Genomic DNA, 24,574 nt, shown 5'->3' with positions numbered 1-24,574 from the left:
CGAGCCGACCCCCGGCCGTCGATCACCAGAAGTAGCCCCTGCCCGCGCAATAGGTCGCGACCTGCTGCACGGGCAGCTGGTGATGCTGCGGGAGGTCGGCGGAGAGAGTCGCGCCCGCGGGGTCGGCGATCCGCAGGGTCCGCTCGTCCGGGTCGTAGCCGTCGACGGCGACGAAGTGGAAGATCTCGCCGGTGTTCCCGCCCCAGTCGGGGTACTCGCCGGGCATCACCCACCAGTTGAGCACGGTCGCGAAGCCGTCGTCGACGTTCGCCGTCGCGCGCTCCCACAGCAGATCGGCGTCGGCCTCGCTGGCCGTGGTGGACTCCATCCACTGGTCGCGGTAGGTGGCGCCGGGGGAGTGCGCGGTCAGGACCGGGGAGACGGCACCGAAGTTCGTGCCGTCCTGCGTGGTGCCGAGCTCGTCGGCGAGGGAGGCGGGGGACGGCGCGTCCCCGAGGGCGCTCAGGGCGATGGCCACGGCCGTCGGCCCGCACCAGTAGACCGTCTCCTGCTGCTGCCACGTCGTGGGCAGGTTCTTCGAGGTAGCGGCGGAGGCGACGGGCGTCGCGCCGGCGATGGCGGAGAGGGTGAGGGCGCCGAGTCCGGCGCGGCGCAGAAGGGTTCGTCGATCGAGCATCGGAGTCTCCTTCGAGGGGTGGGATGGGCGCCCCGGTATGACGCGGCGCACACCCACGCTAGGCCCCACGCGACGCGGCGCCCATGGGGAGAACTCCCCATGGGCGCCGCGTGCGACTCGGTCGCGCTCCGCGCGTGCTCAGTGCGAGCCGTCGATCGGACTGCTCACTTCTTGCCCTGGTTGGCGACGGCCTCGGCGGCGGCCTTCGCGGCGACCGGGTCGAGGTAGCGTCCGCCCTTCTCGACGGGCCGGAAGTCCTCGTCGAGCTCGTAGACCAGCGGCTGACCGGTGGGGATGTTCAGCCCCGCGATCTCCTCGTCGCTGATGCCGTCGAGGTGCTTGACCAGGGCGCGCAGCGAGTTGCCGTGGGCGGCGACGAGGACCGTCTTCCCCTCGCGCAGATCGGGCTTGATGCCCTCCTCCCAGTACGGCAGGAAGCGCTCGACGACGTCCTTGAGGCACTCGGTGTGGGGGAGCTGGTCACCCAGGTCCGCGTAGCGGGGATCCTGGTCCTGGCTGAACTCGGTGCCGAACTCGATCTCGGGCGGCGGCACGTCGTAGGAGCGGCGCCAGGCCATGAACTGCTCCTCGCCGTACTTCTCGCGGATCTCCGCCTTGTCCAGGCCCTGCAGCGCGCCGTAGTGGCGCTCGTTCAGGCGCCAGTCGCGGCGCACCGGGATCCAGTGGCGGTCGGCCGCGTCCAGCGACAGGTTCGCGGTCATGATCGCGCGGCGCAGCAGCGAGGTGTGGACGACGTCGGGCAGGACGCCCTCGCGGGCCAGCAGCTCGCCGCCGGCGGTCGCCTCGGCCTTCCCGGACTCCGACAGCGGCACGTCGACCCAGCCGGTGAACAGGTTCTTCGCGTTCCATTCGCTCTCGCCGTGGCGGAGCAGCACGAGTGTGTAGGTCATGCGACCAGACTAATCCACGGCCCCGATGGGGGTCGGGCGCGGCTCGGGCATGGTCGTCGTGCACTCGGTCGTCGTGCACCCGGACGCCGCGCACCCGGACGTCGTGCCCCCAGAGGGCGCCGACGGGCGCCGTGTCTGCTTGCTCTCCGGGAATTTGCAGGAGCATCCCAGGTCCCTAGCATGGAAGGACCGGGCGCCCGGACGATCCCGACCGCAGCGCCGCACGGGCCGCGAGCACCATCCGCCGCCCTGCCTGCTCCGCGCGATGCCACGGCGAGACCCGCCGTGCCGCGCTCCGACGGTGCCGACCGCGTCGGCCGCGTCGCGCACGTCCGCCGTGCCCGACCGGCCCCACCGCGCCGACCGCACACCGGTTGCCCGACCAGGACACCCGACGAAGCGGAGGACCGCGTGCAGGAAGCCGACGACCAGCATCTCGAAGCCAGCGCCCCGACGCGGGCCGCCGCCGAGCGACGGGCGGCCGAGCGCCGGGCCGCGGAGGCCGCGCGCCAGGAGAAGCGCCCGCCCTCGACGAGCGAGGAGATGCACCGCGGTCAGTCGGACCTGGAGCCCAGCGGCGGCATCCGCGTGAACCGGATCGTCCTGGGCGTCTCCTCCGCCGTGATCCTCGCCTTCTCCCTGTGGGCGATCCTGCGGCCCGGCGGCGCCCAGAGCACGCTCGAGGGGGCCGTCGGCTGGATCTCGACGAACCTGGGCTGGTTCTACGTGCTCACCGTGACGGTCGTGATCGGCTTCGTGATCTGGGTGGCGCTGTCGAAGCAGGGCACCGTGCGGCTCGGCCCCGACCACTCGCGCCCGCAGTACAGCCTGTTCACGTGGGTCGCGATGCTGTTCGCCGCGGGCGTCGGCATCGACATGCTGTTCTTCTCGGTGACCGGCCCCGTCACCCAGTACTACGCCCCGCCGACCCTCGAGGCGGAGAGCGCCGAGGCAGCCCGCGACGCGGCGGTCTGGACGATCTTCCACTACGGCGTCGCCGGCTGGTCCATGTACTCCCTCCTGGGCATGGCCATGGGCTACTTCGCCTACCGGTGGGGGATGCCGCTGAGCATCCGCGCGGTCCTCTACCCGCTCTTCGGCAAGCGCGTGCGCGGTGCCACGGGCCACGTGATCGACATCGTCACCCTCGTGGGGACCGTCTTCGGGGTCGCCACCTCGATGGGCATCGGCGTGGTCCTGCTGAACATCGGTCTCGAGCACCTGCTGGGCCTGCCCTCCGGGCTCGCCGTCCAGATCGCGCTGGTCGCGATCGCCGTGGTGATGACGATCGCCGCCTGCACCTCGGGCGTGGACAAGGGCATCCGCCTGATCTCCGAGCTGAACATCTGGATCGCCGGCGCGATGCTGCTCTACATCATCGTCACCGGGCGCACGGCGTTCCTGCTCTCCGCGATCGTCGAGAACATCGGCCGCTTCGTCACCAGCCTGCCGGGCCGCACGATGGAGACCATGGCCTACGAGCCCGGCGGCTCGGAGTGGATGGCCGGGTGGACCCTGTTCTTCTGGGCGTTCTGGCTCGCGTGGGGACCGTTCGTGGGCCTGTTCCTCGCCCGCATCTCCCGCGGGCGGACGCTGCGCGAGTTCGTCATCGCCGCCATCACCGCACCGGTGCTGTGCGATCTCCTCATCGTCTCGGTGTTCGGCAACTCCGCGATGGCCGAGGTCCTGGACGGGAACGACGCCTTCGGGAAGCTCGCGATGTCAAGCCCCGAGGAGGGCTGGTACGCCCTGCTCGAGATGTTCCCCGGCGCTGCCTTCCTCATCGGGCTCGCGACCCTCTCCGGCCTGCTGTTCTACCTGACCAGCGCGAACTCGGGGGCGATGGTCATGTCGAACTTCTCCTCGAGCATCCGCGACCCCGGCGAGGACGGCCCCAAGTGGCTGCGCATCTACTGGGCGGTGCTCACGGCCGTTCTCACGGTCGCGATGCTCATCGCCGGCGGCGTCACCACGATGGAGTACGCGACGCTGATCTTCGCGCTCCCCGTCACGATCATCGCCTACCTGGTGATGTTCTCCTTCACCCAGGTGCTGCGCATGGAGGCCGCCGAGCGCGCGGGCTGGGCGCGACTGCGCTCGGCCGGTCAGCGCCGTTCGGGCTCGGGCCGCTCGTGGCGGCAGCGGATGGCCTCGATCCGCGCCTATCCCGGTAGGGACCAGGTCGCGGCCTTCGCGGACACGGTCGTCGGCCCCGCTCTCGAGGAGGTCGCCGCCGAGTTCCGCGCCTCCGGCACCGAGGCGGAGGTCTCGCGCACCGAGGAGCCCCTCACCGGGGTCGACGAGTTCGTGCTCACGGTCCCGATGGGCGAGGAGCGCGACTTCCTCTACCGCGCCGCCTCGGTGCAGGCCCCGGTCCCGCAGATCGGGTCGAAGGCCTCCCGCGGCGAGCAGCGCTACTGGCGGCTCGAGGTGTTCTCGCAGACCGGCTCCGCGGGCTACGACCTCATGGGCATGAGCGAGCAGCAGGTGATCGGCGACGTCCTCGACTGCTACAGGGCGCACCTGGCGTTCCTGCAGCTCAGCCACGAGAACGACGGGCTCTCGGCGATCGCTCCGCTCGGGGTCGGCGAGGGAGGCGAGACGCAGGAGTCCGTGGCCGGGGAGCCGGCGCCGCCGATGGTGCGCTGAGCGCGCCCGGCCGACGGGCCGGGCTCAGGCCTCGAGGAGGATCGTGAAGGGGCCGTCGTTCGTGAGAGAGACCCGCATGTGCGCGCCGAAGCGCCCGGTCGAGACCTCGACGCCGCGCGCGCGGATCTCCGCTGCCAGATCGTCGACGAGAGGCTCGGCGATCTCGCCGGGCGCGGCCTTCGACCAGGACGGCCGGCGCCCCTTGCGTGCGTCGCCGTAGAGCGTGAACTGGGAGACCACGAGCACCTGTGCGCCCGCGTCGAGCACCGAGCGCTCGCCGGTGAGGATCCGCAGCTCGCAGATCTTCCGGGCGAGCACGGCGACCTGTTCGGGCCCGTCCCCGTGGGTGACGCCCACCAGGGCGAGCAGTCCCTCGCCCGCGACGTCGCCCGTCATCTCGCGTCCCTCGGGACCGTCCGCCTCGACGCTCGCTCCGTCGACCCTCTGCAGCACTGCTCGCATGGTTGCGAGGGTATCGGGCCCGTCGCCTTCTCAGCCGTCCAGACCCGGGGGGATGCGCCTCTCCAGGGTGGGGGAGTCGTCGCCGGGATACGGGGCCTGGGGCGCGGCCCCGCCTTGCGGCGCCGGAGGCGGGCCGGCGGGGGCACCCGGCGACGGCGGGGCCTGCGGCGGAGGCGTCTGCGCGGGCGGGGTCTGCTGCGGAGGAGTGTGCGAAGAGGGCTGCCCACCCTGCGGCTGCGGCTGAGTCGGCGCTCCGGCCGCGCCCGTCCCCGCCTGCTGCGCGGCGATGCGCTCGGTCTCGGCGGTGCGGGCGGCATCGACCCAGCGTTCCGCGATCCGCACGATCGCCTCGGTCGCGGCCTGCCAGGCGGCCTCCTGCTGTCGGTGCGGGCCGGTGGCGAGCGACAGCACGACACCCGCGCTGCGCAGGGCGAGCTCGGTGGGATCCACGCGGCGCGTGAACACCTGCTGCCAGGCGTCGATGGCCTCGAGGACGCGCTGCTGCACGGCGGGATCGATGCGCCGTGTGCTGCCCTCGTCGGCGAGGACGCTGAGGTGGGCGAGCAGGCAGGCGAGGTCATCGGCTCTGCGTCCCGGGCCCACCGTGTCGATGTCCAGGACGCCCACCACCTCGCCGCCGTCGACGAACACCTGCGCCTCGTAGAAGTCGCCGTGGACGACGTCGTGGGCGGAGAGGTCCTGGCGTCGGCCGACGGCCGCGAGCCCCTCGCGGATCTCGCGCACGAGGGCGTCGACGCGCGGGCCCAGCGGCGGCAGCGAGGAGCTCACGATCCCGGCGTAGAACTCGATCGAATCCGTCCACGGCGGCCGCATGGGGAGGGGGAAGAGCGAGGCGGGGAGGCGGTCGAGCATCGCCACGAGGTCCTCGGCGCGGCAGGCGTCGACGCCCTGGTCGAGGATCGCCCGCGAGAGCGGCACGCCCGGCAGCTCCTCGAGCACGACCAGCCCGTCGCGATGGGCGATCACGCGCGGCACGGGCACGCCCGCGGCGAGGAGATGACGATGACGCTCGACGATCTCGCCGGACCGTCGCGGCTGCATGACCTTGAGGTACAGGCCGCGGTCGGGCAGCTGCGCGCGCAGCACGGCGCGTCGGCCCGGACGGTAGGAGATGACCTCGATCGGGACGTGCTCGGCGGTGCCCGGCATCAGCGGCACGCCCATGTCCACGAGAGTACGGCCCACGACGTCGGGGTAGCAGACCTTCGGGAGCATCGGCAGCCACGGGTCGTGGGGGTAGCGCCAAACGCGCACGTTGATGTCGCCGTCGGTCATCACCATGGAGTTCTCGGCGTCCAGGAGGTCCTTCTCCTGCTCGCCGACGTGGGCGCTCGCGCCGAACAGCTCCTCGCGCGCGGGCGCCTGCGCGCCGTCGATCTCCGGCCAGGAGACCGTGGTGCGATAGAGGGCTTTCGTCGAGCGGCCGGGCCGATGGTCGACGTGATCGAGCTCCCACGTGCGCAGCACGCCGCCGGCATTGCCTACTGCCGAGCGCAGCAGGCCTCCGGCGCCGGGTCCCGTGAGCAGCTCGGACCCGTCGGATGTTCGATCCATGACCCTGTTTCTACCAGGTGCCGTGCGCGAGCACACACTCCTGTGAGAGGTTCGCGGCCCTGTGAGAGGTTCGCGGCCGTCCAGGGCCCGTCCGGGCCCGTCCGGCCCCCTGTGCTGCGCCCCGCCGCTCCCCGTCGGCCGCTCCCACCCGCATACGATGGATCCATGAACGAGACCTCCCGCCCGATCGGGGCCGAGAACCTGCTGGGCATCCCGCCGACCTACCTGCCCGAGGACCATCCGGACACGGCCGTCGCCGCCGCGCTCGCCGACGGGGCCGACGCCCGCGAGCTCGCCGCCCGCTATCCCGCCTCCTCGCTCGCCTGGGCCGAGCTCGCCCAGGAGGCCCTCGAGTCCGAGGACCCGGTCGCCGCCTACGCCTACGCCCGCACCGGCTACCACCGCGGACTGGACGCCCTGCGCCGCGCGGGCTGGAAGGGCCAGGGGCCGATCCCCGCCTCCCACGCCCCGAACCGCGGCTTCCTCAAGGCGCTCGCACTGCTCGGCGAATCCGCCGGACGCATCGGCGAGCGCGACGAGGCCGAGCGCGTCCGCGACTTCGTCCAGGACGCCGATCCGAGCCTGCTGGGCTGAGTCCCCGCCGCGTCCCACCGCGGCGTCCCCGCCGCCTCGTCGCCTCTGCGTCCGGGGAGCATCCGCGCCTCATCACACCCGCGTCGGGACGGCCCGGGGATCCAGGCGCCGATTGCTAGACTCTTCGAGGTCCATCCACCGTCCCACCCGCTGCAGGAGCTGCCATGCCGGCCGTCGTGATCGTCGGAGCCCAATGGGGGGACGAGGGGAAGGGGAAGGCCACCGACCTGCTCGGTGAGCGCGTCGACTACGTGGTCAAGCCCAACGGCGGCAACAACGCCGGGCACACCGTGGTCGTCCACGGCGAGAAGTTCGAGCTCAAGCTCCTTCCCGCCGGTATCCTGTCCCCGCAGGTCACGCCCGTGATCGGCAACGGCGTGGTGGTGAACCTCGAGGCGCTCTTCGAGGAGATCGCCACGCTCGAGCGCCGCGGCGTGGACACGACCCGTCTGCGCATCAGCGCGAACGCGCACGTCGTCGCCCCCTACCACCAGACGCTCGACAAGGTCACCGAGCGCTTCCTGGGCAAGCGCGCGATCGGCACCACGGGCCGCGGGATCGGCCCGGCCTACATGGACAAGGTGGGGCGCCTGGGCATCCGCGTCCAGGACCTCTTCGACGAGTCCATCCTGCGCCAGAAGGTCGAGGGCGCCCTGCGGCAGAAGAACGAGCTGCTCGTGAAGCTCTACAACCGCCGCGCCGTCGAGGTCGACGAGATCGTCGAGGGCCTGCTCTCCTACGCGGAGCGCCTGCGTCCGATGGTCGTGGACACCGTCGAGCTGCTGAACACCGCCCTGGATCGCGACGAGGTCGTGCTCATGGAGGGCGGCCAGGCCACCTACCTGGACGTCGACCACGGCACCTACCCGTTCGTCACCAGCTCGAACCCGACCGCGGGCGGCGCCTGCATCGGCGCGGGCATCGGCCCCACCCGCATCGACCGCGTGATCGGGATCGTGAAGGCCTACACGACGCGCGTGGGCGCGGGTCCCTTCCCGACGGAGCTCGAGGACAAGTGGGGCGAGTACCTCCAGACCACCGGCGGCGAGGTGGGCGTGAACACCGGTCGCCCGCGGCGCTGCGGCTGGTACGACGCGCTCATGATCCGTCACGCCCAGCGCATCAACGGCTTCACCGACATCGTGCTCACCAAGCTCGACGTGCTCACCGGCATCGAGGAGGTGCCGATCTGCACCGCCTACGACGTGGACGGCGTGATCCACCGCGAGATGCCCATGACCCAGACCGACTTCCACCACGCGGTGCCCGTCTACGAGACGCTGCCCGGGTGGACCGAGGACATCTCGGGATGCCGCACCCTCGAGGAGCTGCCGGAGAACGCGCGCGCCTACGTCGCCCGCCTCGAGGAGCTCGCCGGCTGCCGGATCAGCGCCATCGGCGTGGGCCCGGACCGCGAGGACACCATCACCGTGCACGACCTGCTGCCGCGCAGCTGAGGCGTCCGAGCATGACCGCACGCCCATGACGATCCGCCGACGCACCGACCCCGCGGCCGGCGACCGCGCCCTGGCCGCGTGGGCGCTCGACCCCGGCGCCGCAACCCGGACGATCCTCGCGCCCGCCGTGCGCCACACCCTCGAGCTCGTCGCCGAGGAGCAGCCCGGCAACTCCGTGGAGCTGCGCGTCCCGCCCTTCGGCGCCGTGCAGGCGATCGCCGGAGTGCGCCATACGCGCGGCACCCCTCCGGCGATCGTCGAGACCGACGCCACGACCTGGCTGTCGCTCGCCGTCGGCGACCTGGCCTGGGGCGATGCACTGGCCAGCGGCAGCGTGAGCGCGAGCGGCGAGCGCTCGGACCTCACCGACCTGCTGCCGCTGCCCGGACCGCGGCGCGTCGCGCGCCGCGCACGGGAGGCGCATGCCGCGGCCGGGTCCTCGGAGCCGACGGACAGCGGCCCGTCGGCCGATGGGTCGACGGAGGGCGCACGATGAGCCTCGCCGTCGAGATCGCCGTCCAGGACCTCGAGGGCCTGCGCACCGCCGCCCTGGCCGGCGCGGACCGCGTGGAGCTCTGCGAGGACCTCTCGCGCGGAGGCCTCACCCCTGACCCCGCCCTCGTGGAGGCCTGCGTCGCCGAGGCCGCGCGGATGCGCGAGGCGCGCGACGCGAAGCCCCACTTCGGCGTGCACGTGCTGGTGCGCTGCCGGGCCGGCGAGGGCGACCTGCGCACGGCACCAGACGAGTTCGTCTTCGACGAGGACGAGATCGCGCGGATGGCTCAGCAGGCCGCGGACGCCGTCACCGCCGGCGCGGACGGCGTCGTCCTCGGCGCCCTCACCCCGCAGCGCACGCTCGACCTGCCCGCCCTCGAGGCCCTGCGGGACGGCGCCCTGCGCGCTGGATCCGAGGCGCTGCGCGGCGTGGTCCTCACGTGCCATCGCGCCGTCGACGCCCTGGTGGACGACGACGCGCGCGAGGAGGCCGTCCTCACGCTGCTGGGGCTCGGCTTCCACCGCGTGCTGAGCTCCGGAGGGGCCGCGAGCGCCCCCGAGGGCGCGGCATGCCTGGCCCGGATGGTCCGAGCGGCCGACGGGCTCCTGGACGTGTGCGCCGGCGCGGGCATCCGCCCGATCGACATCCCGGAGCTCGCGTCCCGGACCGCCGTCCCTGACATCCACCTCTCCGCCCGCCGCCCCGCGGACGACGGACGCACCATCACCGATCCCGCGGTCGTCCAGGCCGCGGTCGACGCCGCAGGAGAACCGTGACCTCCCAGCCCACGCCCGATCCCGCCCCCGAGCGCCCCGGGGACCCCACGCCCGCACCCGCACCCGCGCAGCCCGACGAGAAGGCGCCCGAGCCCGCGGCGCCCGCGCGCGAGCCCGAGACGACGGCCGTCTACGTGCGCCGGCGCCGCGTGCCGACGCTGGCCTTCTGGGTGACCCTCGCGATCCTCGTGGGTCTCGTGGCCGGCGCGATCACTGCGTTCGTCACCGGCGTGGGAGACGTCGGCGGCATCCTCTACTTCGCCGTCACCGGCGGCGTGTTCGTGGGCCTCCCGCTCGCGCTCATCGCCGCGATCGTGGACGCCGTGGCGCACCGCTCGGAGCGTCGTCGGCCCCGCTGAGCCCGCGGGGGAGCGGCCCGCTGCGCGCCCCCGGACGGCCGGCGGTCGGCCTCATCGCATATGCGATGATGGGCCCGTGGCACGCGGCGACGGAATGCTCTCGCACGATCTGCTCCCCGGTGAGAAGGGGCCCCAGGACTCCTGCGGCGTCTTCGGCGTCTTCGCCCCCGGTGAGGAGGTCGCCAAACTGACCTACTACGGTCTCTACGCCCTGCAGCACCGCGGGCAGGAGTCCGCGGGCATCGCCGCGAGCGACGGGGAGCAGATCCTCGTCTACAAGGACATGGGCCTGGTCTCCCAGGTCTTCGACGAGTCCGCGCTGAGCTCCCTGACCGGGCACATCGCCATCGGCCATGCCCGCTACTCGACGACCGGCGGCTCGATCTGGTCCAACGCCCAGCCCACCCTCGGCCCGCGGCCCGACGGCACCGTCGCCCTCGCCCACAACGGCAACCTCGTGAACACCGGTGAGCTCGTCGAGCTCCTGCGCGATCGCCATGGGGACTCCGGTCCCGGCAAGGGCGAGATCTCGCGGGGCAACACCACCGACACGGCCCTGGTCACGGCCCTCCTGGACACCGGCGCCCCGCTCGGCGAGGCGCTGCGGGACCTGATGCCGCACCTGCGCGGCGCCTACTGCTTCACCCTCATGGACGAGACCACGCTGTACGCGGCGCGCGACCCGCAGGGCATCCGCCCGCTGGTGCTGGGCCGCCTCGAGCGCGGCTGGGTCGTCGCCTCCGAGACCGCCGCCCTCGACATCTGCGGGGCGAGCTTCGTGCGCGAGATCGCCCCCGGCGAGATGATCACCATCGACGCCCAGGGCCTGCGCAGCGAGCAGGTGCTCGAGCCCCACCCCAAGGGCTGCGTCTTCGAGTACGTCTACCTCGCGCGCCCCGACACCGAGATCGCGGGCCGCAGCGTCAACGCCTCGCGCGTGGAGATGGGGCGCCAGCTCGCCCGCGAGCACCCCGTCGAGGCCGACCTCGTGATCCCCACGCCCGAATCGGGCACACCGGCCGCGATCGGCTACGCCCAGGAGTCCGGCATCCCCTACGGGCAGGGGATGGTGAAGAACTCGTACGTCGGCCGCACCTTCATCGAGCCCAGCCAGACCATCCGCCAGCTCGGCATCCGCCTCAAGCTCAATCCGCTGAAGGAGGTCATCGCCGGCAAGCGCCTGGTGGTGATCGACGACTCGATCGTGCGCGGCAACACCCAGCGCCAGGTCGTGCGGATGCTGCGGGAGGCCGGAGCGGCCGAGGTGCACGTGCGCATCTCCTCGCCGCCCGTGCAGTGGCCCTGCTACTACGGCATCGACTTCGCGACCCGCGCCGAGCTCATCGCCAACGGGCTCGCCGTCCCCGAGATCGCCCGCTCGCTGGGCGCCGACTCCCTCGGCTTCATCTCCGAGGACGGCATGATCGCCGCGACCGAGCAGCCCCGATCGGCCCTGTGCACCGCATGCTTCAGCGGCCAGTACCCGGTGCCGCTGCCCGACCCCTCGGCCCTCGGCAAGAGCGTGCTCGAGGCGCGCCGCAGCGAGCAGCGCGGCACGCGCGCGGGCTCGTCGGCCGCTCCCGCCCCGACGCCCGTCACCGCCTCCACCGCCACCGACCCCGCCCCCGATGAACGGCCCGTCCCGGCCGCCACCTCCCAGGAGACCGCATCCGCATGACGACCACTCCCGAAACCCCTGCGCTCACCTACGCCGAGGCGGGCGTCGACACCGCCGCGGGGGACAAGGCCGTCGAGCTCATGAAGGCCGCCGTCTCCGCGACCCACGGCCCCGAGGTGCTCGGAGGCGTGGGCGCCTTCGCCGGCCTCGTCGACGTCAGCGCCCTCAAGGACTTCGAGCGTCCTCTGCTCGCCTCGTCCACCGACGGCGTGGGCACGAAGATCGCGATCGCCCGGGCCCTCGACGTGCACGACACCATCGGCCAGGACCTCGTGGGCATGGTCGTCGACGACATCGTGGTGGTCGGAGCGAGGCCGCTGGCCATGACCGACTACATCGCCTGCGGGAAGGTCGTGCCCGAGCGGATCGCCGACATCGTCCGCGGCATCGCCGAGGGCTGCCGCCTGGCCGGCTGCGCGCTCGTGGGCGGGGAGACCGCCGAGCACCCCGGCCTGATGGCCCCCGAGGACTACGACGTGGCCGGAGCCGCCGTGGGCGTCGTCGAGGCGTCCGCCATGCTCGGCGCGCACCGTGTGCGACCCGGCGACCGGATCATCGGCATGGACTCCTCGGGCCTGCACTCCAACGGCTACTCGCTCGTGCGCGCCGTGATCGAGGCCGCAGGGCTGGGGCTCGACGCCGAGATCCCCGAGCTCGGCCGCACGCTGGGCGCGGAGCTGCTCGAGCCCACGCGCATCTACACCGGGGACCTGCTGGCCCTCCTCGACGACCCGGCCGGCGAGGGCGTGCACGCCCTCAGCCATGTCACCGGCGGCGGGCTCGCCGCGAACCTCGCGCGCGTGCTGCCCGAGGGCACGACCGCCGTCGTGGACCGCGGAGCCTGGCGGCCCGCAGCGATCTTCGAGCGCGTGAGCACCTGGGGCGGAGTGCCCCTGCACGATCTCGAGGCCACGCTGAACATGGGCATCGGCATGGTCGCGGCCGTCGCGCCCGAGCAGGCCGACGCGGCCGTCGGCCTCCTCGGGTCCCGGGGTCTGCCGTCCCGCGTGATCGGAGAGGTCGTCGCGGGCGACGACGCTCCGCGGCCGACGGGCCAGGACGTCCTCGTCTCCGGCGCGAAGGGCGTCGACGGGGGAGGCGTGCTGCTGACCGGCATGCACGAGGGCTGGTCCTGAGCGGTCGATCCGCCTGAAGGGCCGATCCCGAGCGGACGAACTCCCGTGCACGTGAAGAGGGCGACCCCTTCGGGGTCGCCCTCTTCACAGGGTATGCATCTGCCGAGCGGGGCTCAGCGGCGGCGGGAGGCCGTGGAGGCCGGTCCGTCCTCCGCCCAGTCGGCGTCGTCGGTGTCGCTCTCGGGCGCCTCGTACTCGGTGTCGGCCGAACGATGGGACTGGAGCTCGCGCTGGAGGGCGGAGAGGTCCGTTGGCGGGCTGTAGTACTTGAGGTCCCGTGCCACCTTGGTCTGCTTGGCTTTCTGTCGGCCACGACCCATGGATCTGACCCCCTGTGCGTCGGCTGGCGGGCGCGCGAGCCCGGACGATGGCAATGTTTCGGAACCTGATACTACATCGGAACCATGTGCACCAGCCAGCCGGCGAGGCAGGTGTGAGCAACGCCGAACCCGGCGCGCGAGCGTGCGGCGGGCCCCGATCCGGGCGCTGGTGGGGCGGGGGATGGGGTCGGCCGGACGCCGTCGACGCCGCCCTCCGGGGCGCGGACGTGTCCGGATCCTCACGGCGGGCCGCGATCGTCCCGCCGGCCTGCTCCCGCGCGCGCTGTCGTGGGCGCGGGAGGCGCATAGCGGATGGCACGTGAGAAAGCCGGATGAATGTCCGAATTTCGTCCTTTGGTGCCGGTCGCGGCCCCGTCCCGTGCTGGAGCGCGAAAGTTTCCAGTCGGTATTGGAACTTTCGTCCGTGTCGTCGGCTCTGTCCGAGTCGCTAAGATGGAAGCGCAACCTTGGCCCCACACACCCAGAGAAAGGGGACCCCCCCAATGGCTGCAACGATTGAACAGCACTCGATGGAGAGCTCGTCGTCCTACACGGCACTTCTCACCCCCGCTGAGGTCGCCCGGCTCTTCCGGGTCGATCCGAAGACGGTGACGCGTTGGGCGCAGTCGGGCAAGCTCTCGCCTCTGCGCACGCTCGGCGGCCACCGCCGCTACCGGCGTGAAGAGGTCGAGAGGCTCCTGACCGAGAGCACGGGTGAAGAGGTCCGCTGACCTCTGAGCCGACGCCCCCACCAGTGGCGTGCCAGGCACGACGGCCCGCGATTTGCATGGATCGTGGGCCGTCGTGCTGTGCGCTCAGGCGCGTCGGCGCATCAGCTCCCGGATCCCGAGCGCACCGCCGAGGACGAGGGGGACCGCCCAGGTCGCACCCCCGAGCACGAGCGCGATCGCACCGGCCGCGGCCGGCGCGGCGCCGAGCGACGTGAGCAGCAGGGCGACGGCCGTTTCGGTGACCCCGCCCCCGCCGGGCGTGACGGGCACGAGCGAGAGCGCCCGGCCGATGAGGAAGACCCCGAGCAGGGCGAGCGGCCCGGTCCCGCTCGCGAGGGCGTCGGCCGCGATCCACAGCACGGCGCCCTGCGCCGCGCGCGCCGCGAGCATCGGGACGAGGATGCCCGCCCAGCGCCTCCGCAGGATCCGCGCGACGCGGTCCCGCGCCTCCAGCACGAGCGCCGCAGGGTCCTCGCCGGTGCTCGCCCGGTCCTCCTCCCGCGCTTCGCCCTGCGTGTCCCCGCCGCGCCCCACGAGCGCGAGCACGGTGCGGATCGTCGGGGCGAGGGCGTCGAGGATCCGCACGGTCGTCGGCCGATGCGCGAGGAGCACGAGCACGGCCACGGTGAGCACGACGCCCACAGCGGCGACGATCGTCGCCCCGAGGGTCCCCGGCAGGTCGTGGCGGCTGCCGAGCGCGGCGTAGGACGCGAGCGCCGCGAGGGGGATGGCGACTCCGCCCAGCAGCAGGTCCACCGCGGAGAACGCGGCGATGCCGGTGACGATGGTGCGCATCGGCGTGCCGCGCCGGCGCAGCACCGCGCCCGTGATCGCGATCCCCAGCAGGGATCCGCCGGGCACCGCGAGCGCCGTGGCCCAGGCCGCCGCCTGTGCGCTCACGACCGCGCCGACCGGAGCGCCGGGGAGCGCCGCGCGCGCCCCGAGGGCTTCGAGGAGCACGGCCAGCACGCCGAGCAGGAGGGCGGCGAGGAGCACGGGCGTCGGCACCCCGGCGAGCGCATCGAGGAGCTGTGGCGGGTCGAGGCGGAGGGCGCGCGGCAGGAGCCACACGAGCAGCACCACCAGCAGCACGAGCGAGCACGCGGCGAGCACCAGACGGCCCGGTGAGGGGCGGTCTGCGCGGGTGAGGCCCAGCAGGCTCGCGAGCAGGCCGTCGGCCCCGGCGGGCGGCGTCGCGGGGGACGCGCCGGAGGGCCGGGAGGGCGGGGTCGACGGGTCCCCGGTGCGGTCAGCGGGGTCATCTGGCGCCATGCCCGGAATTCTCCCATGCGGCGGCGGCGCGAGGTCGTCCACAGCGGTGTCCGACGGTGCGCGGGATGTCGGTGCGCCCGCCTATCCTGGTCGGGCCATGAGCTCTCTGTTCGACGACATGTCCCTTCCCGAGTCCTTCCGCCGCCTGAGCGGGGTGCGGGTGGACCCCGACGCGCCCGACGCGCCCCAGGCGCCCGATGCCCCGCCGTCGGTCGACGAGCTGCCCCCGCCCCCGGAGGACGACGCCCCTCCGCCCGAGGACGAGGGCGAGCCCGAGGGGGCCTGGGTCCCCGCTGCGGCCGGGTCCGCAGCGCCGTCGGCCGCCCCACGCGGCCCGCTCCCCGATGTCTCCGATCTCGTCGAGGGCCTCAACCCTCCCCAGCGCGAGGCCGTCGAGCACCGTGGCAGCCCGCTGCTGATCGTCGCGGGCGCCGGCTCGGGCAAGACCCGCGTGCTCACGCGCCGGATCGCCCATCTGCTGCGCACGGGAGAAGCGCTGCCCGGCGAGATCCTCGCGATCACCTTCACGAACAAGGCCGCTGCCGAGATGCGGGAGAGGGTCGAGGAGCTCGTCGGCCCGGCGGGGCGCGGCATGTGGGTCTCGACCTTCCACTCCGCGTGCGTGAGGATCCTGCGCCGCGAGCACGCGGCCGCCGGGCTCAAGAGCTCCTTCACGATCTACGACTCGGCGGATTCGCTGCGGCTGATCACGAACATCGCCAAGGATTTCGGGCTGGACACGAAGAAGAATCCGCCCCGCGGGATCGCCTCGAAGATCAGTTCGCTCAAGAACGAGCTCGTCGACCCCATCGACTACGCCGATCAGGCGGAGAGCGCGAAGAACCCGTTCGAGAAATCCATCGCCCAGGTGTTCACCGCCTACACCGAGCGCCTGCGCCAGGCGAACGCGGTGGACTTCGACGACCTCATCGGGCTGACCGTCGAGGTGCTGCGCGAGAACCCCGCCGTGCGCGAGACGTACCGCCGGCGCTTCCGCCACGTGCTCGTGGACGAGTACCAGGACACCAACCATGCGCAGTACTCCCTGGTGCGCGAGCTCGTGGGCGACGACCCGCGCGCCGACCTCACCGTGGTGGGTGACTCCGATCAGTCGATCTACGCCTTCCGCGGGGCGACCATCCGCAACATCGTCGAGTTCGAGCAGGATTTCCCCTCGGCCCGCACGATCGTGCTCGAGCAGAACTACCGCTCCACCCAGAACGTGCTCAGCGCCGCGAACGCGGTGATCGAGGAGAACCAGGGACGGCGCAAGAAGAACCTGTGGACCGACCAGGGAGAGGGCGAGAAGATCACCCTCTACGTCGCCGATGACGAGCAGGCCGAGGCCCGCTACATCGGCCGGCAGATCGATGCGCTCGTGGACGCGGGCCGCCGCGCGAGCGACATCGCGATCTTCTACCGCGCCAACGCACAGTCCCGCGCCCTCGAGGACCAGCTGATCCGTGTGGGGCTGCCCTACAAGGTGGTCGGCGGCACCCGCTTCTACGAGCGGCGCGAGATCAAGGACGCGATCGCCTATCTGCAGGTGCTCGCCAACCCCGACGACGAGATCAACCTGCGTCGCATCCTCAACGTCCCCAAGCGCGGCATCGGCGACCGGGCCGAGGCCGCGATCGCCCTGCTCGCCGAGCAGGACCGCATCAGCTTCGGCGACGCCCTGCGTCGGGCCGAGGAGGCCCCCGGCATCGCCACCCGCTCCCTGAACTCGGTGCGCACGTTCGTCTCGATGCTCGACGACCTGCGGGAGCTCTACGCGAGCGGTACCGGTCCGGCGGAGCTCGTCGAACAGGTCCTCCAGCGCTCCGGCTACTACGCCGAGCTGCAGAACAGCGACGACCCGCAGGACGAGTCGCGTCTGGAGAACCTCGCCGAGCTCGTGGGCGTGGCCGGCGAGTTCGAGGCCCAGACGGAGGCCGCCGCGGCCGCCGCGAGCGAGTTCGAGGACGACGAGGACGACGGGGATGCCGTGACGGGCGACGGCGGCAGCGCCTCCGCCTCGCCCGGTGACGGCTCCGGCGGCTCGGCCCTGCCCGCGACCGACGACCCCGAGGCGCCGCTGCTGGACCAGTTCCTCGAGAAGGTCTCCCTCGTGGCCGATGCGGACCAGATCCCCGGGCAGGAGGACCAGTTCGTCACCCTGATGACGCTGCACACCGCCAAGGGCCTCGAGTTCCCGGTCGTCTTCCTCACCGGTCTCGAGGACGGCACCTTCCCGCACCAGCGCACGCTCGCCGACCCCGACCAGCTCGAGGAGGAGCGGCGCCTGGCGTACGTGGGCATCACCCGGGCCCGCGAGAAGCTCTACCTCACGCGCGCCCAGATGCGCGCGACCTGGGGCGCTCCGCAGTTCTTCCCCGGCAGCCGCTTCCTCGACGAGATCCCCGAGCCAGTGCTCGACGTCGCGCGCGCGGGCTCCTCCCTCTCGGGCATGGGGTACGCGGGATCCGGCGGTTACGGGAGCGGAGGCTTCGGGGGAGGCGGCTACGGCGGCGGCCACGGGGGCGGCCGCAGCGGCTCCTCCCGCGGGCCGTCCTTCAGCGGCGGCGCCGGGGGCGGCCGGCGGGACGTCACGCGCCCGTCCTTCGGGTCGGGCCGCGGCGCGCGGTCCGCGGCGGACATGCCCTCGCTCGTCGTCGGGGATCGCGTCACCCACGACACCTTCGGCATGGGCACCGTCACCGAGGTCACCGGACAGGACGAGAAGACCCAGGTCGAGGTCCAGTTCAAGGCACCCCACGGCACCAAGCGACTGCTGCTGCGCTACGCCCCGCTCACGAAGCTCTGAGCGCGGAGCGGGCCGCGCTCACGCCTGCCCGGAGTCGTCGAACACGTCGATGCTGCCCGCATAGTTCGCGACCCAGACGCTCGCGGTCGTCGGCTCGTAGGCCACGCCCACCGGATTGCGGCCCACGCTCTGGCGCTGGATCTCGGTGAAGGTGTCGACGTCGAACTTCGAGACGGAGTCCTCGTAGTAGTTCACGACGTAGAGCGCGGTGCCGTCCGGGGAGATGTCCATCGAACGCGGCTCGCGTCCCGTCGGTGTCTCGCGCAGCACCTCGCCGCTCGCGGTGTCGAGCTCGAGCAGGCGGTCCGAGCCCGCCTCCGTGAGGTACACGCGGGTGGCGTCGGGGGAGAGGACCAGGTGGCGGGGCTTGCGCCCGGTCTCGCGCACGAGCTCGCTCGTGCCGGTGGGGATGTCCAGACGGAACAGCTCGTCGGCGTACATCGCGGTGACGTAGGCGGTCTCGTTGTCCGGGAGCACGACGATGCCCCGCGGTGCGGAGTCCACGGGGATCTCCGCGGTGACCTCGGCGGCCTCGAGGTCGACGACGGAGACGGTGCGGTCGCACCAGTTGGAGACCAGGGCGAGGGACCCGTCGGGGGAGAGTGCCACGAACTTCGGCACCCGCCCCACCTCGATCGCCTGGTCCCAGCTCATGGTCGCCACGTCCAGGCGCAGCAGCGCGCTCCGTCCGGTCGCGTCCCCGTTGCGGCAGTCGTCGTTGCCCGAGGCGCCGTGTCCCTCGCCCGTCATCTGGTACTGCGAGACGTAGGCATAGCGGCCGTCGGCGGTCCAGGCGGCCTCGACCGGCGCGCCCCTGCTGGTCCCCGGGTACTGGGGGAATCCGAGCGCGGACATGTCCACGGTGTCCGGGACGGTCGCGGCGAGGCTGCGATCGGCCGCGTCGTAGAGCGTGACGGAGTGGCTGTAGAGCATGTTGTTCGCGAGCACGTGCCCGTGGCCGCTGGCCACCACGGACTTCGGGGTGATGTCCCCGGTGATCCGCTTCCGGTCGCTCATCCGGGTCCCGGAGGACGGCCCGTCGAGGACGCGAGCGGTCGCGGTCGGCACGCCCTCGGCGGGACCGGACGGAGTGCCCGACGGCTCTCCCAGCAGACCGCCGTCGCCCCCGGTCGCGCCCCGCCGGTGCTCCACGAGGCCGACGACCGCGATCACCAGCGCGAGGCACAGCAGCGCAGTGAGCAGGGGGAGCACGGCGGGCCGACGGGGATCGGTCTCCGCGTGCAGGCCGGCGAGCCGCGTCGATCGCCGGTTCCGCGGGCTCATCGCCGCCGGGGGCGCTCGTGCTCGCGCAGGGGCTCGCGGTCCCGACGCTCCGGGTGCTCCGGGCGGCGCGCGTCGAAGCTGCGCTCGTCGGCCCGAGCCGGCCCGCCCGCGTCCGACTCCTCGTCGGCCCGCCCGTCCTCGTCCACCTCGTCCTCGTTCTCGTCGAGCTCGTCCTCGTCGTCCGCGAGTCCGAAGCCGACCCACAGCGCCCAGCCGAAGCGGATCACCATGAGCACGAGCACGATCGCGAGCACGGCGGTGAAGGGGATCTGCACGCCGGTGCGGGTGACCACGAACCAGATCACGCCCAGCGAGGCGCCCATGATCACCGCGTCGCGCAGGGCCGAGAGCAGGCGCTGCCCGATCCGCGCGCGCTTGAGGTGGCGCCGCGTGGCCTCGGTGTAGACGGCGGCGTCCCGGCGGTAGCGACGGCCGCGCTCGCGCATGTGCTCGCGGGACTCGCGCGTGCCCTCGTCGGCCGCCTTCGTCGCCGCGCGCGCGTAGGCACCCGCGCGCTCGGTGCTGCGGCGGGTGGAGTCGCGGGCCTGGCGGGCGAGGTCGGGCGCCTGCCGACGGGCGGTGTTGCGCGCCGCCTTCGCGTAGGTCCTCCAGCTGCTCATGGATCCTCCCTCGCTCGTCCTGCGGGCCGCCCCGTCCCGTGCTCGGTCTGCGTCATCGTTACCCTGCGTGCTCGCCGTCCCCGTCGGCCGTCAGCGGCCGTCGTCCCGCCAGCGGATGTCGCCACCGCCCTGCCGCCGTCGTCCCTCGCGGGTCCCGCCGCGCCGCTCGGGGGCGTCGAGATCGTCGCGGGGGTCGTACCGGCGGGGATCGCGGGAGCCCTCCTGCGCGCGGCGCCGGGCGCTGCGCGCACGCGCCTCGCCGATGTAGGAGAGGCCCACGTTCAGCGCGAGGGTCAGCGCGATCGAGAGCACGAGGCCCGCGACGCTCGAGCGGACGCCGAACACGCGCAGCAGCATGAACAGCACCAGGACCGCGACGAGGCTGAAGCCGATCTGGTCGCGGATCCGGCCGGTGAGACTGCGGGATCGTGGGGCCACGGTCACAGCGTAGTCGTGCGGTGCTGGGACGGGGGTCCGCGGCGATATGGTGGAGGCGTTCGAGGGGCGGTTCGAGGGCCGACGAGGGCCCGCCGCCCGCCTACGACAACGGAAGGACGAACATCCGTGGACCTGTTCGAGTACCAGGCCCGCGATCTCTTCGAGAAGCACGGCGTCCCCGTGCTCCCCGGAATCGTCGCGGAGGACCCACAGGCCGCCAAGGCCGCCGCTGAGACCATCGGCACCCCGGTCGTGGTCGTCAAGGCCCAGGTGAAGGTTGGAGGTCGCGGCAAGGCCGGCGGCGTGAAGATCGCGAAGTCCCCCGAGGAGGCGGAGCAGAAGGCCTCCGAGATCCTCGGCATGGACATCAAGGGCCACACCGTGCACCGCGTGATGATCGCGGGCGGCGCGGACATCGCCTCCGAGTACTACTTCTCCCTGCTGCTGGATCGCGCCAACCGCAACTACCTGGCCATGTGCTCGGTCGAGGGCGGCATGGAGATCGAGCAGCTGGCCGTCGAGCGCCCGGACGCGCTCGCGCGGGTGGCCGTCGACCCCAACACCGGGATCGACGAGGCGAAGGCGAAGGAGATCGTCCAGGCCGCGGGGTTCGACGCGGAGACCGGCGCCAAGGTCGTCCCCGTGCTGCAGAAGCTCTGGGACGTCTACAGCGCCGAGGACGCGACCCTCGTCGAGGTGAACCCGCTCGTGCAGACGGGCTCCGGCGAGATCGTCGCCCTGGACGGCAAGGTCACCCTCGACGACAACGCCGAGTTCCGCCACCCCGACCACGGCGACCTCGTGGACACCGCCTCCGAGGACCCGCTCGAGGCGAAGGCCAAGGCCCTGGACCTCAACTACGTCAAGCTCGACGGCGAGGTCGGCATCATCGGCAACGGTGCGGGCCTGGTCATGTCGACGCTGGACGTCGTCGCCTACGCGGGCGAGTCGAACGGCGTGAAGCCCGCGAACTTCCTGGACATCGGCGGTGGCGCGAGCGCCGAGGTCATGGCCAACGGTCTGGACGTCATCCTCGGCGACGAGCAGGTCTCCGCGGTCTTCGTCAACGTGTTCGGCGGCATCACCGCATGCGACGCGGTGGCCAACGGCATCGTCGGCGCCCTGCAGAAGCTGGGCGACGCCGCGACGAAGCCGCTCGTGGTCCGCCTCGACGGCAACAACGTCGAAGAGGGGCGGAAGATCCTCGCGGACTTCGCGCACCCGCTCGTCACCCAGGCCGACACCATGGACGGCGGAGCGGCCAAGGTCGCCGAGCTCGCCGCAGGAAAGTGAGGGACCGTCATGTCGATCTTCCTCGATGAGAACAGCAAGGTCATCGTCCAGGGCATGACGGGCTCGGAGGGCATGAAGCACTCCCAGCGCATGCTCGACTCCGGCACGAACGTGGTCGGCGGCGTGAACCCCCGCAAGGCCGGTCAGACCGTGTCCTTCGAGGGCGGCCACGAGGTCCCCGTCTTCGGATCCGTCGCGGAGGCCATGGAGGCCACCGGCGCGAATGTCTCCGTAATCTTCGTGCCGCCGAAGTTCGCCAAGTCCGCCGCGATCGAGGCCATCGACGCCGCGATGCCGCTGCTCGTGGTCATCACCGAGGGCATCCCGGTGAAGGACTCCGCCGAGTTCTTCAACTACGCGAAGGACAAGGGCACCACCCGGATCATCGGGCCGAACTGCCCGGGTCTGATCAGCCCCGGGAAGTCCAACGCGGGCATCACACCGGCGAACATCACCGGCCCCGGCAAGCTGGGCCTGGTCTCGAAGTCCGGCACGCTGACCTACCAGATGATGTACGAGCTGGCCGACCTCGGCTTCACCACGTGCATCGGCATCGGCGGCGACCCGGTCATCGGCACCACCCACATCGACGCCCTCGAGGCGTTCGAGAACGACCCCGACACCGTGGGCGTCGTGATGATCGGCGAGATCGGCGGCGACGCCGAGGAGCGCGCGGCCGCGTACATCAAGGACAACATGTCCAAGCCGGTGGTCGGCTACGTCGCGGGCTTCACCGCCCCCGAGGGCAAGACCATGGGCCACGCGGGCGCGATCGTCTCCGGCTCCGCCGGCACCGCGCAGGCGAAGAAGGAGGCCCTCGAGGCCGCGGGCGTGAAGGTCGGCAAGACCCCGACCGAGACGGCCGACCTCATGCGCGAGATCATCTCGTCCCAGGCCTGAGAGCGGCTCCGGTCGCTCGGGCCCGATCGGGTCATGCGGCCGAGGGGCGGGGGGGGGCCCCCCCCGGGGGCCCCCCCCCCCCGGGGGGCCCCCCCCCGCCCGTGCGTCTGGGGCGTGACGGGACGGGTCAGGACGGGACCCAAGGTCCCGGCCGGCGAACGCACGCCGGCGTGCGCGTCGGCCGACAGCGCAATCGCTGGGGGAGTGTCGGTCTGAACAGGTACGGTAGAGCCCGTCGGAGGAACCAGGAACGGAGCAGCATCCATGAGCAGCGATCTTGTCGACACCACCGAGATGTATCTCAAGACGGTGTTCGAGCTTCATGAGGCGGGCATCCCCCCGATGCGCGCCCGGATCGCGGATCGGCTCGGGCACTCGGGGCCGACGGTCTCGCAGACCGTCGCCCGCATGGAGCGCGACGGCCTCCTGCACCTCGACGACGAGCGCCGCATCATGCTCACGGACAAGGGCCAGGCCATCGCGACCGACGTGATGCGCAAGCACCGTCTCGCGGAGCGCCACCTCATCGAGCAGGTCGGGCTGCCCTTCGAGCTGGTCCACGAGGAGGCCTGCCGCTGGGAGCACGTCATGAGCCGCGAGGTCGAGACGCGCATCGCCCAGCAGATCGCCGCGCCCTTCATCGACCCCTACGGCAATCCCATCCCGGGTCTCGCTGAGCTCGGGATCGACACCTCCGACGAGACCGGCGTCACCCCCGAAGGTCAAGACTCGGCAAGCTGGCACGGCACCCTGGACCGCGCGCTGGGGGGCTCCGGTTCGCTCGAGCTGCGCCTGCGCAGGATCGGCGAGACGGCCCAGACCGACGTCGACCTCCTGCGCGATCTCGCTGGTCACGGCATCCTCCCGGGCGAGACGTTCCGGGCGGAGCGGACGCAGTCCGGCTTCCGGCTGCAAGGCGATGGCGCCGAGCCGATCATCATCGACGAGGACACCGCCGGTCAGCTCGTGGTGACCCCCGCGGCGGCCGAGTAAAGAGTCGGCAAGGTCTTCCCCAGACCTTCTCAGGACGCTGGGTGCGGGCGTTCAGCAGTCCTTAGGGTCGAGGGCGTGTCGATCGCGGAACGATCGGCCGACGCCCACCGAGTTCGGCGCGCAGCGCTTCGGATCGGGCAACTGAAGACGAAGCCGAATCTCCGCTCCGGCGGAGGCCCAGGGGAGCCCTCACGTGTCGAAGACCGCGATGAACACGCACCGTCGAGCCATGCGCCCGGTGACGCCGGCCGTCCGCGCCGGCCGCACCGCCGCCGGCGCTGCGATCGCCGCCACCATGCTGTTCGGCGGGTCCGCCGCCGCGACGGCCGATGGCTCGACCCAGGCCGATGGCGCCGCGCAGGCCCAGGGGAACGCCGCCCCGGCCGTTCTGCCCGCGCCGAAGGCCGAGGCGGTCCAGCTGCAGTCCGTGAAGTCGCCCGCGAAGTCGGCGAAGACCGCGTCGGTGCTCTCGGCCTCCAAGGTCGACAGTGCGTTCGACACCGAGTCCAAGGCCGAGGCCGACGCGAAGGCCAAGCGTGCCCAGGAGAAGGCTGACGCCGAGCGCGAGGCCGCCGAGCAGGCGGCCGCCGACGCAGCCGCCCAGGACGACCGGGCCCAGGACCAGAGCCAGGACGACCAGGCTGAGGACCAGCAGTCCCAGAGCCAGCAGGACGACCAGTCGCAGGAGAGCACCTCCTCGCACTCGAGCACCTCGGGCAGCTCCTCCGCGAGCAGCTCTTCGTCCTCGACCTCGGAGAAGTCCACCTCGGACTCCTCGGAGAAGAAGTCCAGCGCCCCCGCCGCCTCGAGCTCCTCGGGCAACGGCATCCTCGCCACCGCCCGCAGCGGCATCGGCACCCCGTACGTGTTCGGCGGGACCAGCACCAGCGGCTGGGACTGCTCGGGCTTCACCCAGTGGGTCTACGCGCAGAACGGCATCAGCCTCCCCCGCACCGACTCGGCCCAGGCCGCCGGCGGTCGCGTGATCTCCAAGTCCGAGGCGCGCCCCGGTGACCTCATGCGCAAGCCCGGCCACGTGGCCATCTACGCGGGCGGCGACATGCTGATCGACGCTGGCAACAAGCGCGTCGGCACGACCGAGCGCCACATCTACTCGGGCTCCTGGACGTACGTCACGTACACCCACTGATCATCCCTGACATCCCCCGCGTCGCGCGGCGGGCCCC

23 protein-coding genes are annotated in these 24,574 nt (G+C 72.4%); 14 read left to right on the top strand and 9 right to left on the bottom strand.

Translation table 11 applies throughout. From position 1 onward, the window contains the following. Nucleotides 1-22: 22 nt before the first annotated feature. Entirely contained in the window at nt 23-637 is a 615-nt protein-coding gene (locus I8D64_RS15240; RefSeq protein ID WP_200503650.1) for a C39 family peptidase, read from the bottom strand. A gap of 164 nt (nt 638-801) precedes the next feature. Then, nucleotides 802-1,548 carry a phosphoglyceromutase gene (locus I8D64_RS15235; RefSeq protein ID WP_200503649.1) on the bottom strand — a complete coding sequence of 249 codons (747 nt, stop codon included), beginning with the start codon at nt 1,546-1,548 and terminating at the stop codon, nt 802-804. Between the two features lie 411 nt (nt 1,549-1,959). On the opposite strand from I8D64_RS15235, the gene betT reads away from it, so the two are divergent. Continuing rightward, nucleotides 1,960-4,197, top strand: coding sequence for a choline BCCT transporter BetT (betT, locus tag I8D64_RS15230; RefSeq protein WP_343068603.1), 2,238 nt, complete (start codon nt 1,960-1,962; stop codon nt 4,195-4,197). 24 nt (nt 4,198-4,221) lie between these two features. On the opposite strand, the gene dtd is transcribed toward betT, so the two are convergent. Together dtd and I8D64_RS15220 are read right to left on the bottom strand one after the other, a co-directional pair. Next, nucleotides 4,222-4,659: a D-aminoacyl-tRNA deacylase gene (dtd, locus tag I8D64_RS15225; protein ID WP_200503648.1), complete on the bottom strand. Its 438-nt coding sequence runs from the start codon at nt 4,657-4,659 to the stop codon at nt 4,222-4,224. A 30-nt stretch (nt 4,660-4,689) separates the two neighbouring features. Then, the gene (locus I8D64_RS15220; protein WP_200503647.1) at nt 4,690-6,234 is read right to left on the bottom strand and encodes a phosphotransferase; all 1,545 of its coding nucleotides are present in this window, start codon (nt 6,232-6,234) and stop codon (nt 4,690-4,692) included. A gap of 165 nt (nt 6,235-6,399) precedes the next feature. Between I8D64_RS15220 and I8D64_RS15215 the strand changes: the two genes are divergently transcribed. From I8D64_RS15215 to purM, 7 genes are all read left to right on the top strand, one after another. Continuing rightward, nucleotides 6,400-6,828 (top strand): DUF3151 domain-containing protein, encoded by a 429-nt coding sequence (locus tag I8D64_RS15215; RefSeq protein ID WP_200503646.1) that lies wholly within the window; start codon nt 6,400-6,402, stop codon nt 6,826-6,828. A 164-nt stretch (nt 6,829-6,992) separates the two neighbouring features. Next, nucleotides 6,993-8,285 (top strand): adenylosuccinate synthase, encoded by a 1,293-nt coding sequence (locus tag I8D64_RS15210; RefSeq protein WP_200503645.1) that lies wholly within the window; start codon nt 6,993-6,995, stop codon nt 8,283-8,285. 25 nt (nt 8,286-8,310) lie between these two features. Then, entirely contained in the window at nt 8,311-8,781 is a 471-nt protein-coding gene (locus I8D64_RS15205) for a sterol carrier family protein (protein ID WP_200503644.1), read from the top strand. Beyond that, the gene (locus I8D64_RS15200; protein WP_200503643.1) at nt 8,778-9,557 is read left to right on the top strand and encodes a copper homeostasis protein CutC; all 780 of its coding nucleotides are present in this window, start codon (nt 8,778-8,780) and stop codon (nt 9,555-9,557) included. The genes I8D64_RS15205 and I8D64_RS15200 overlap by 4 nt, the downstream gene beginning before the upstream one ends. After that, complete coding sequence (locus I8D64_RS15195; protein WP_200503642.1) at nt 9,554-9,916, top strand: hypothetical protein; 363 nt, start codon at nt 9,554-9,556, stop codon at nt 9,914-9,916. The genes I8D64_RS15200 and I8D64_RS15195 overlap by 4 nt, the downstream gene beginning before the upstream one ends. Nucleotides 9,917-9,992: 76 nt before the next feature. Continuing rightward, nucleotides 9,993-11,594 carry an amidophosphoribosyltransferase gene (purF, locus tag I8D64_RS15190; RefSeq protein WP_200503641.1) on the top strand — a complete coding sequence of 534 codons (1,602 nt, stop codon included), beginning with the start codon at nt 9,993-9,995 and terminating at the stop codon, nt 11,592-11,594. After that, on the top strand, nt 11,591-12,730 hold the full coding sequence (gene purM / locus I8D64_RS15185; protein ID WP_200503640.1) for a phosphoribosylformylglycinamidine cyclo-ligase: 1,140 nt from the start codon (nt 11,591-11,593) through the stop codon (nt 12,728-12,730). Before purF ends, purM begins: the two co-directional genes overlap by 4 nt. Before the next feature lie 113 nt (nt 12,731-12,843). On the opposite strand, the gene I8D64_RS15180 is transcribed toward purM, so the two are convergent. Beyond that, a complete protein-coding gene (locus I8D64_RS15180) occupies nt 12,844-13,050 on the bottom strand; it encodes a DUF3073 domain-containing protein (RefSeq protein ID WP_152351705.1) in 207 nt (68 codons plus the stop codon). A gap of 530 nt (nt 13,051-13,580) precedes the next feature. On the opposite strand from I8D64_RS15180, the gene I8D64_RS15175 reads away from it, so the two are divergent. Then, nucleotides 13,581-13,781 (top strand): BldC family transcriptional regulator, encoded by a 201-nt coding sequence (locus I8D64_RS15175; RefSeq protein WP_200503696.1) that lies wholly within the window; start codon nt 13,581-13,583, stop codon nt 13,779-13,781. An 84-nt stretch (nt 13,782-13,865) separates the two neighbouring features. Here the strand turns inward: I8D64_RS15175 and I8D64_RS15170 are convergent, their stop codons facing one another. Continuing rightward, complete coding sequence (locus I8D64_RS15170; protein ID WP_200503639.1) at nt 13,866-15,053, bottom strand: lysylphosphatidylglycerol synthase domain-containing protein; 1,188 nt, start codon at nt 15,051-15,053, stop codon at nt 13,866-13,868. 97 nt (nt 15,054-15,150) lie between these two features. Here I8D64_RS15170 and I8D64_RS15165 point away from each other — a divergent pair, with 97 nt between their 5' ends. Next, nucleotides 15,151-17,859 (top strand): UvrD-helicase domain-containing protein, encoded by a 2,709-nt coding sequence (locus I8D64_RS15165; protein WP_200503638.1) that lies wholly within the window; start codon nt 15,151-15,153, stop codon nt 17,857-17,859. Between the two features lie 18 nt (nt 17,860-17,877). Here the strand turns inward: I8D64_RS15165 and I8D64_RS15160 are convergent, their stop codons facing one another. The 3 genes from I8D64_RS15160 to I8D64_RS15150 all read right to left on the bottom strand — a co-directional run bounded on the left by I8D64_RS15160 (nt 17,878) and on the right by I8D64_RS15150 (nt 20,201). Next, complete coding sequence (locus I8D64_RS15160; protein WP_200503637.1) at nt 17,878-19,143, bottom strand: beta-propeller fold lactonase family protein; 1,266 nt, start codon at nt 19,141-19,143, stop codon at nt 17,878-17,880. After that, nucleotides 19,140-19,763 carry a hypothetical protein gene (locus tag I8D64_RS15155; RefSeq protein WP_200503636.1) on the bottom strand — a complete coding sequence of 208 codons (624 nt, stop codon included), beginning with the start codon at nt 19,761-19,763 and terminating at the stop codon, nt 19,140-19,142. The genes I8D64_RS15160 and I8D64_RS15155 overlap by 4 nt, the downstream gene beginning before the upstream one ends. 90 nt (nt 19,764-19,853) lie before the next feature. Continuing rightward, nucleotides 19,854-20,201: a hypothetical protein gene (locus I8D64_RS15150; RefSeq protein ID WP_200503635.1), complete on the bottom strand. Its 348-nt coding sequence runs from the start codon at nt 20,199-20,201 to the stop codon at nt 19,854-19,856. 126 nt (nt 20,202-20,327) lie between these two features. On the opposite strand from I8D64_RS15150, the gene sucC reads away from it, so the two are divergent. The 4 genes from sucC (at nt 20,328) to I8D64_RS15130 (ending at nt 24,537) form a co-directional block, all read left to right on the top strand. Continuing rightward, on the top strand, nt 20,328-21,494 hold the full coding sequence (gene sucC / locus I8D64_RS15145) for an ADP-forming succinate--CoA ligase subunit beta (RefSeq protein ID WP_200503634.1): 1,167 nt from the start codon (nt 20,328-20,330) through the stop codon (nt 21,492-21,494). Nucleotides 21,495-21,503: 9 nt separating this feature from the next. Further along, nucleotides 21,504-22,394 (top strand): succinate--CoA ligase subunit alpha, encoded by an 891-nt coding sequence (gene sucD, locus I8D64_RS15140; RefSeq protein ID WP_200503633.1) that lies wholly within the window; start codon nt 21,504-21,506, stop codon nt 22,392-22,394. Nucleotides 22,395-22,658: 264 nt separating this feature from the next. Continuing rightward, on the top strand, nt 22,659-23,387 hold the full coding sequence (locus tag I8D64_RS15135) for a metal-dependent transcriptional regulator (protein ID WP_200503632.1): 729 nt from the start codon (nt 22,659-22,661) through the stop codon (nt 23,385-23,387). Between the two features lie 193 nt (nt 23,388-23,580). Further along, entirely contained in the window at nt 23,581-24,537 is a 957-nt protein-coding gene (locus I8D64_RS15130; RefSeq protein ID WP_343068602.1) for a C40 family peptidase, read from the top strand. Nucleotides 24,538-24,574 lie beyond the last annotated feature (37 nt).

The sequence above is a fragment of the Brachybacterium halotolerans genome, assembly GCF_016623465.1.
GTDB classification, from domain to species: Bacteria; Actinomycetota; Actinomycetes; order Actinomycetales; family Dermabacteraceae; genus Brachybacterium; species Brachybacterium halotolerans.
Note: the sequence above shows the minus strand (reverse complement) of the source record. Positions and strands in the feature narration are given on the sequence as shown.

Coding starts and splice junctions, on each gene's coding strand:
- I8D64_RS15240 (WP_200503650.1), bottom strand. CDS start 637: ATGCTCGATCGACGAACCCTTCTGCGCCGCGCCGGACTCGGCGCCCTC.
- I8D64_RS15235 (WP_200503649.1), bottom strand. CDS start 1,548: ATGACCTACACACTCGTGCTGCTCCGCCACGGCGAGAGCGAATGGAAC.
- dtd (WP_200503648.1), bottom strand. CDS start 4,659: ATGCGAGCAGTGCTGCAGAGGGTCGACGGAGCGAGCGTCGAGGCGGAC.
- I8D64_RS15220 (WP_200503647.1), bottom strand. CDS start 6,234: ATGGATCGAACATCCGACGGGTCCGAGCTGCTCACGGGACCCGGCGCC.
- I8D64_RS15215 (WP_200503646.1), top strand. CDS start 6,400: ATGAACGAGACCTCCCGCCCGATCGGGGCCGAGAACCTGCTGGGCATC.
- I8D64_RS15210 (WP_200503645.1), top strand. CDS start 6,993: ATGCCGGCCGTCGTGATCGTCGGAGCCCAATGGGGGGACGAGGGGAAG.
- I8D64_RS15205 (WP_200503644.1), top strand. CDS start 8,311: ATGACGATCCGCCGACGCACCGACCCCGCGGCCGGCGACCGCGCCCTG.
- I8D64_RS15200 (WP_200503643.1), top strand. CDS start 8,778: ATGAGCCTCGCCGTCGAGATCGCCGTCCAGGACCTCGAGGGCCTGCGC.
- purM (WP_200503640.1), top strand. CDS start 11,591: ATGACGACCACTCCCGAAACCCCTGCGCTCACCTACGCCGAGGCGGGC.
- I8D64_RS15180 (WP_152351705.1), bottom strand. CDS start 13,050: ATGGGTCGTGGCCGACAGAAAGCCAAGCAGACCAAGGTGGCACGGGAC.
- I8D64_RS15175 (WP_200503696.1), top strand. CDS start 13,581: ATGGAGAGCTCGTCGTCCTACACGGCACTTCTCACCCCCGCTGAGGTC.
- I8D64_RS15170 (WP_200503639.1), bottom strand. CDS start 15,053: ATGGCGCCAGATGACCCCGCTGACCGCACCGGGGACCCGTCGACCCCG.
- I8D64_RS15165 (WP_200503638.1), top strand. CDS start 15,151: ATGAGCTCTCTGTTCGACGACATGTCCCTTCCCGAGTCCTTCCGCCGC.
- I8D64_RS15160 (WP_200503637.1), bottom strand. CDS start 19,143: ATGAGCCCGCGGAACCGGCGATCGACGCGGCTCGCCGGCCTGCACGCG.
- I8D64_RS15155 (WP_200503636.1), bottom strand. CDS start 19,763: ATGAGCAGCTGGAGGACCTACGCGAAGGCGGCGCGCAACACCGCCCGT.
- sucD (WP_200503633.1), top strand. CDS start 21,504: ATGTCGATCTTCCTCGATGAGAACAGCAAGGTCATCGTCCAGGGCATG.
- I8D64_RS15135 (WP_200503632.1), top strand. CDS start 22,659: ATGAGCAGCGATCTTGTCGACACCACCGAGATGTATCTCAAGACGGTG.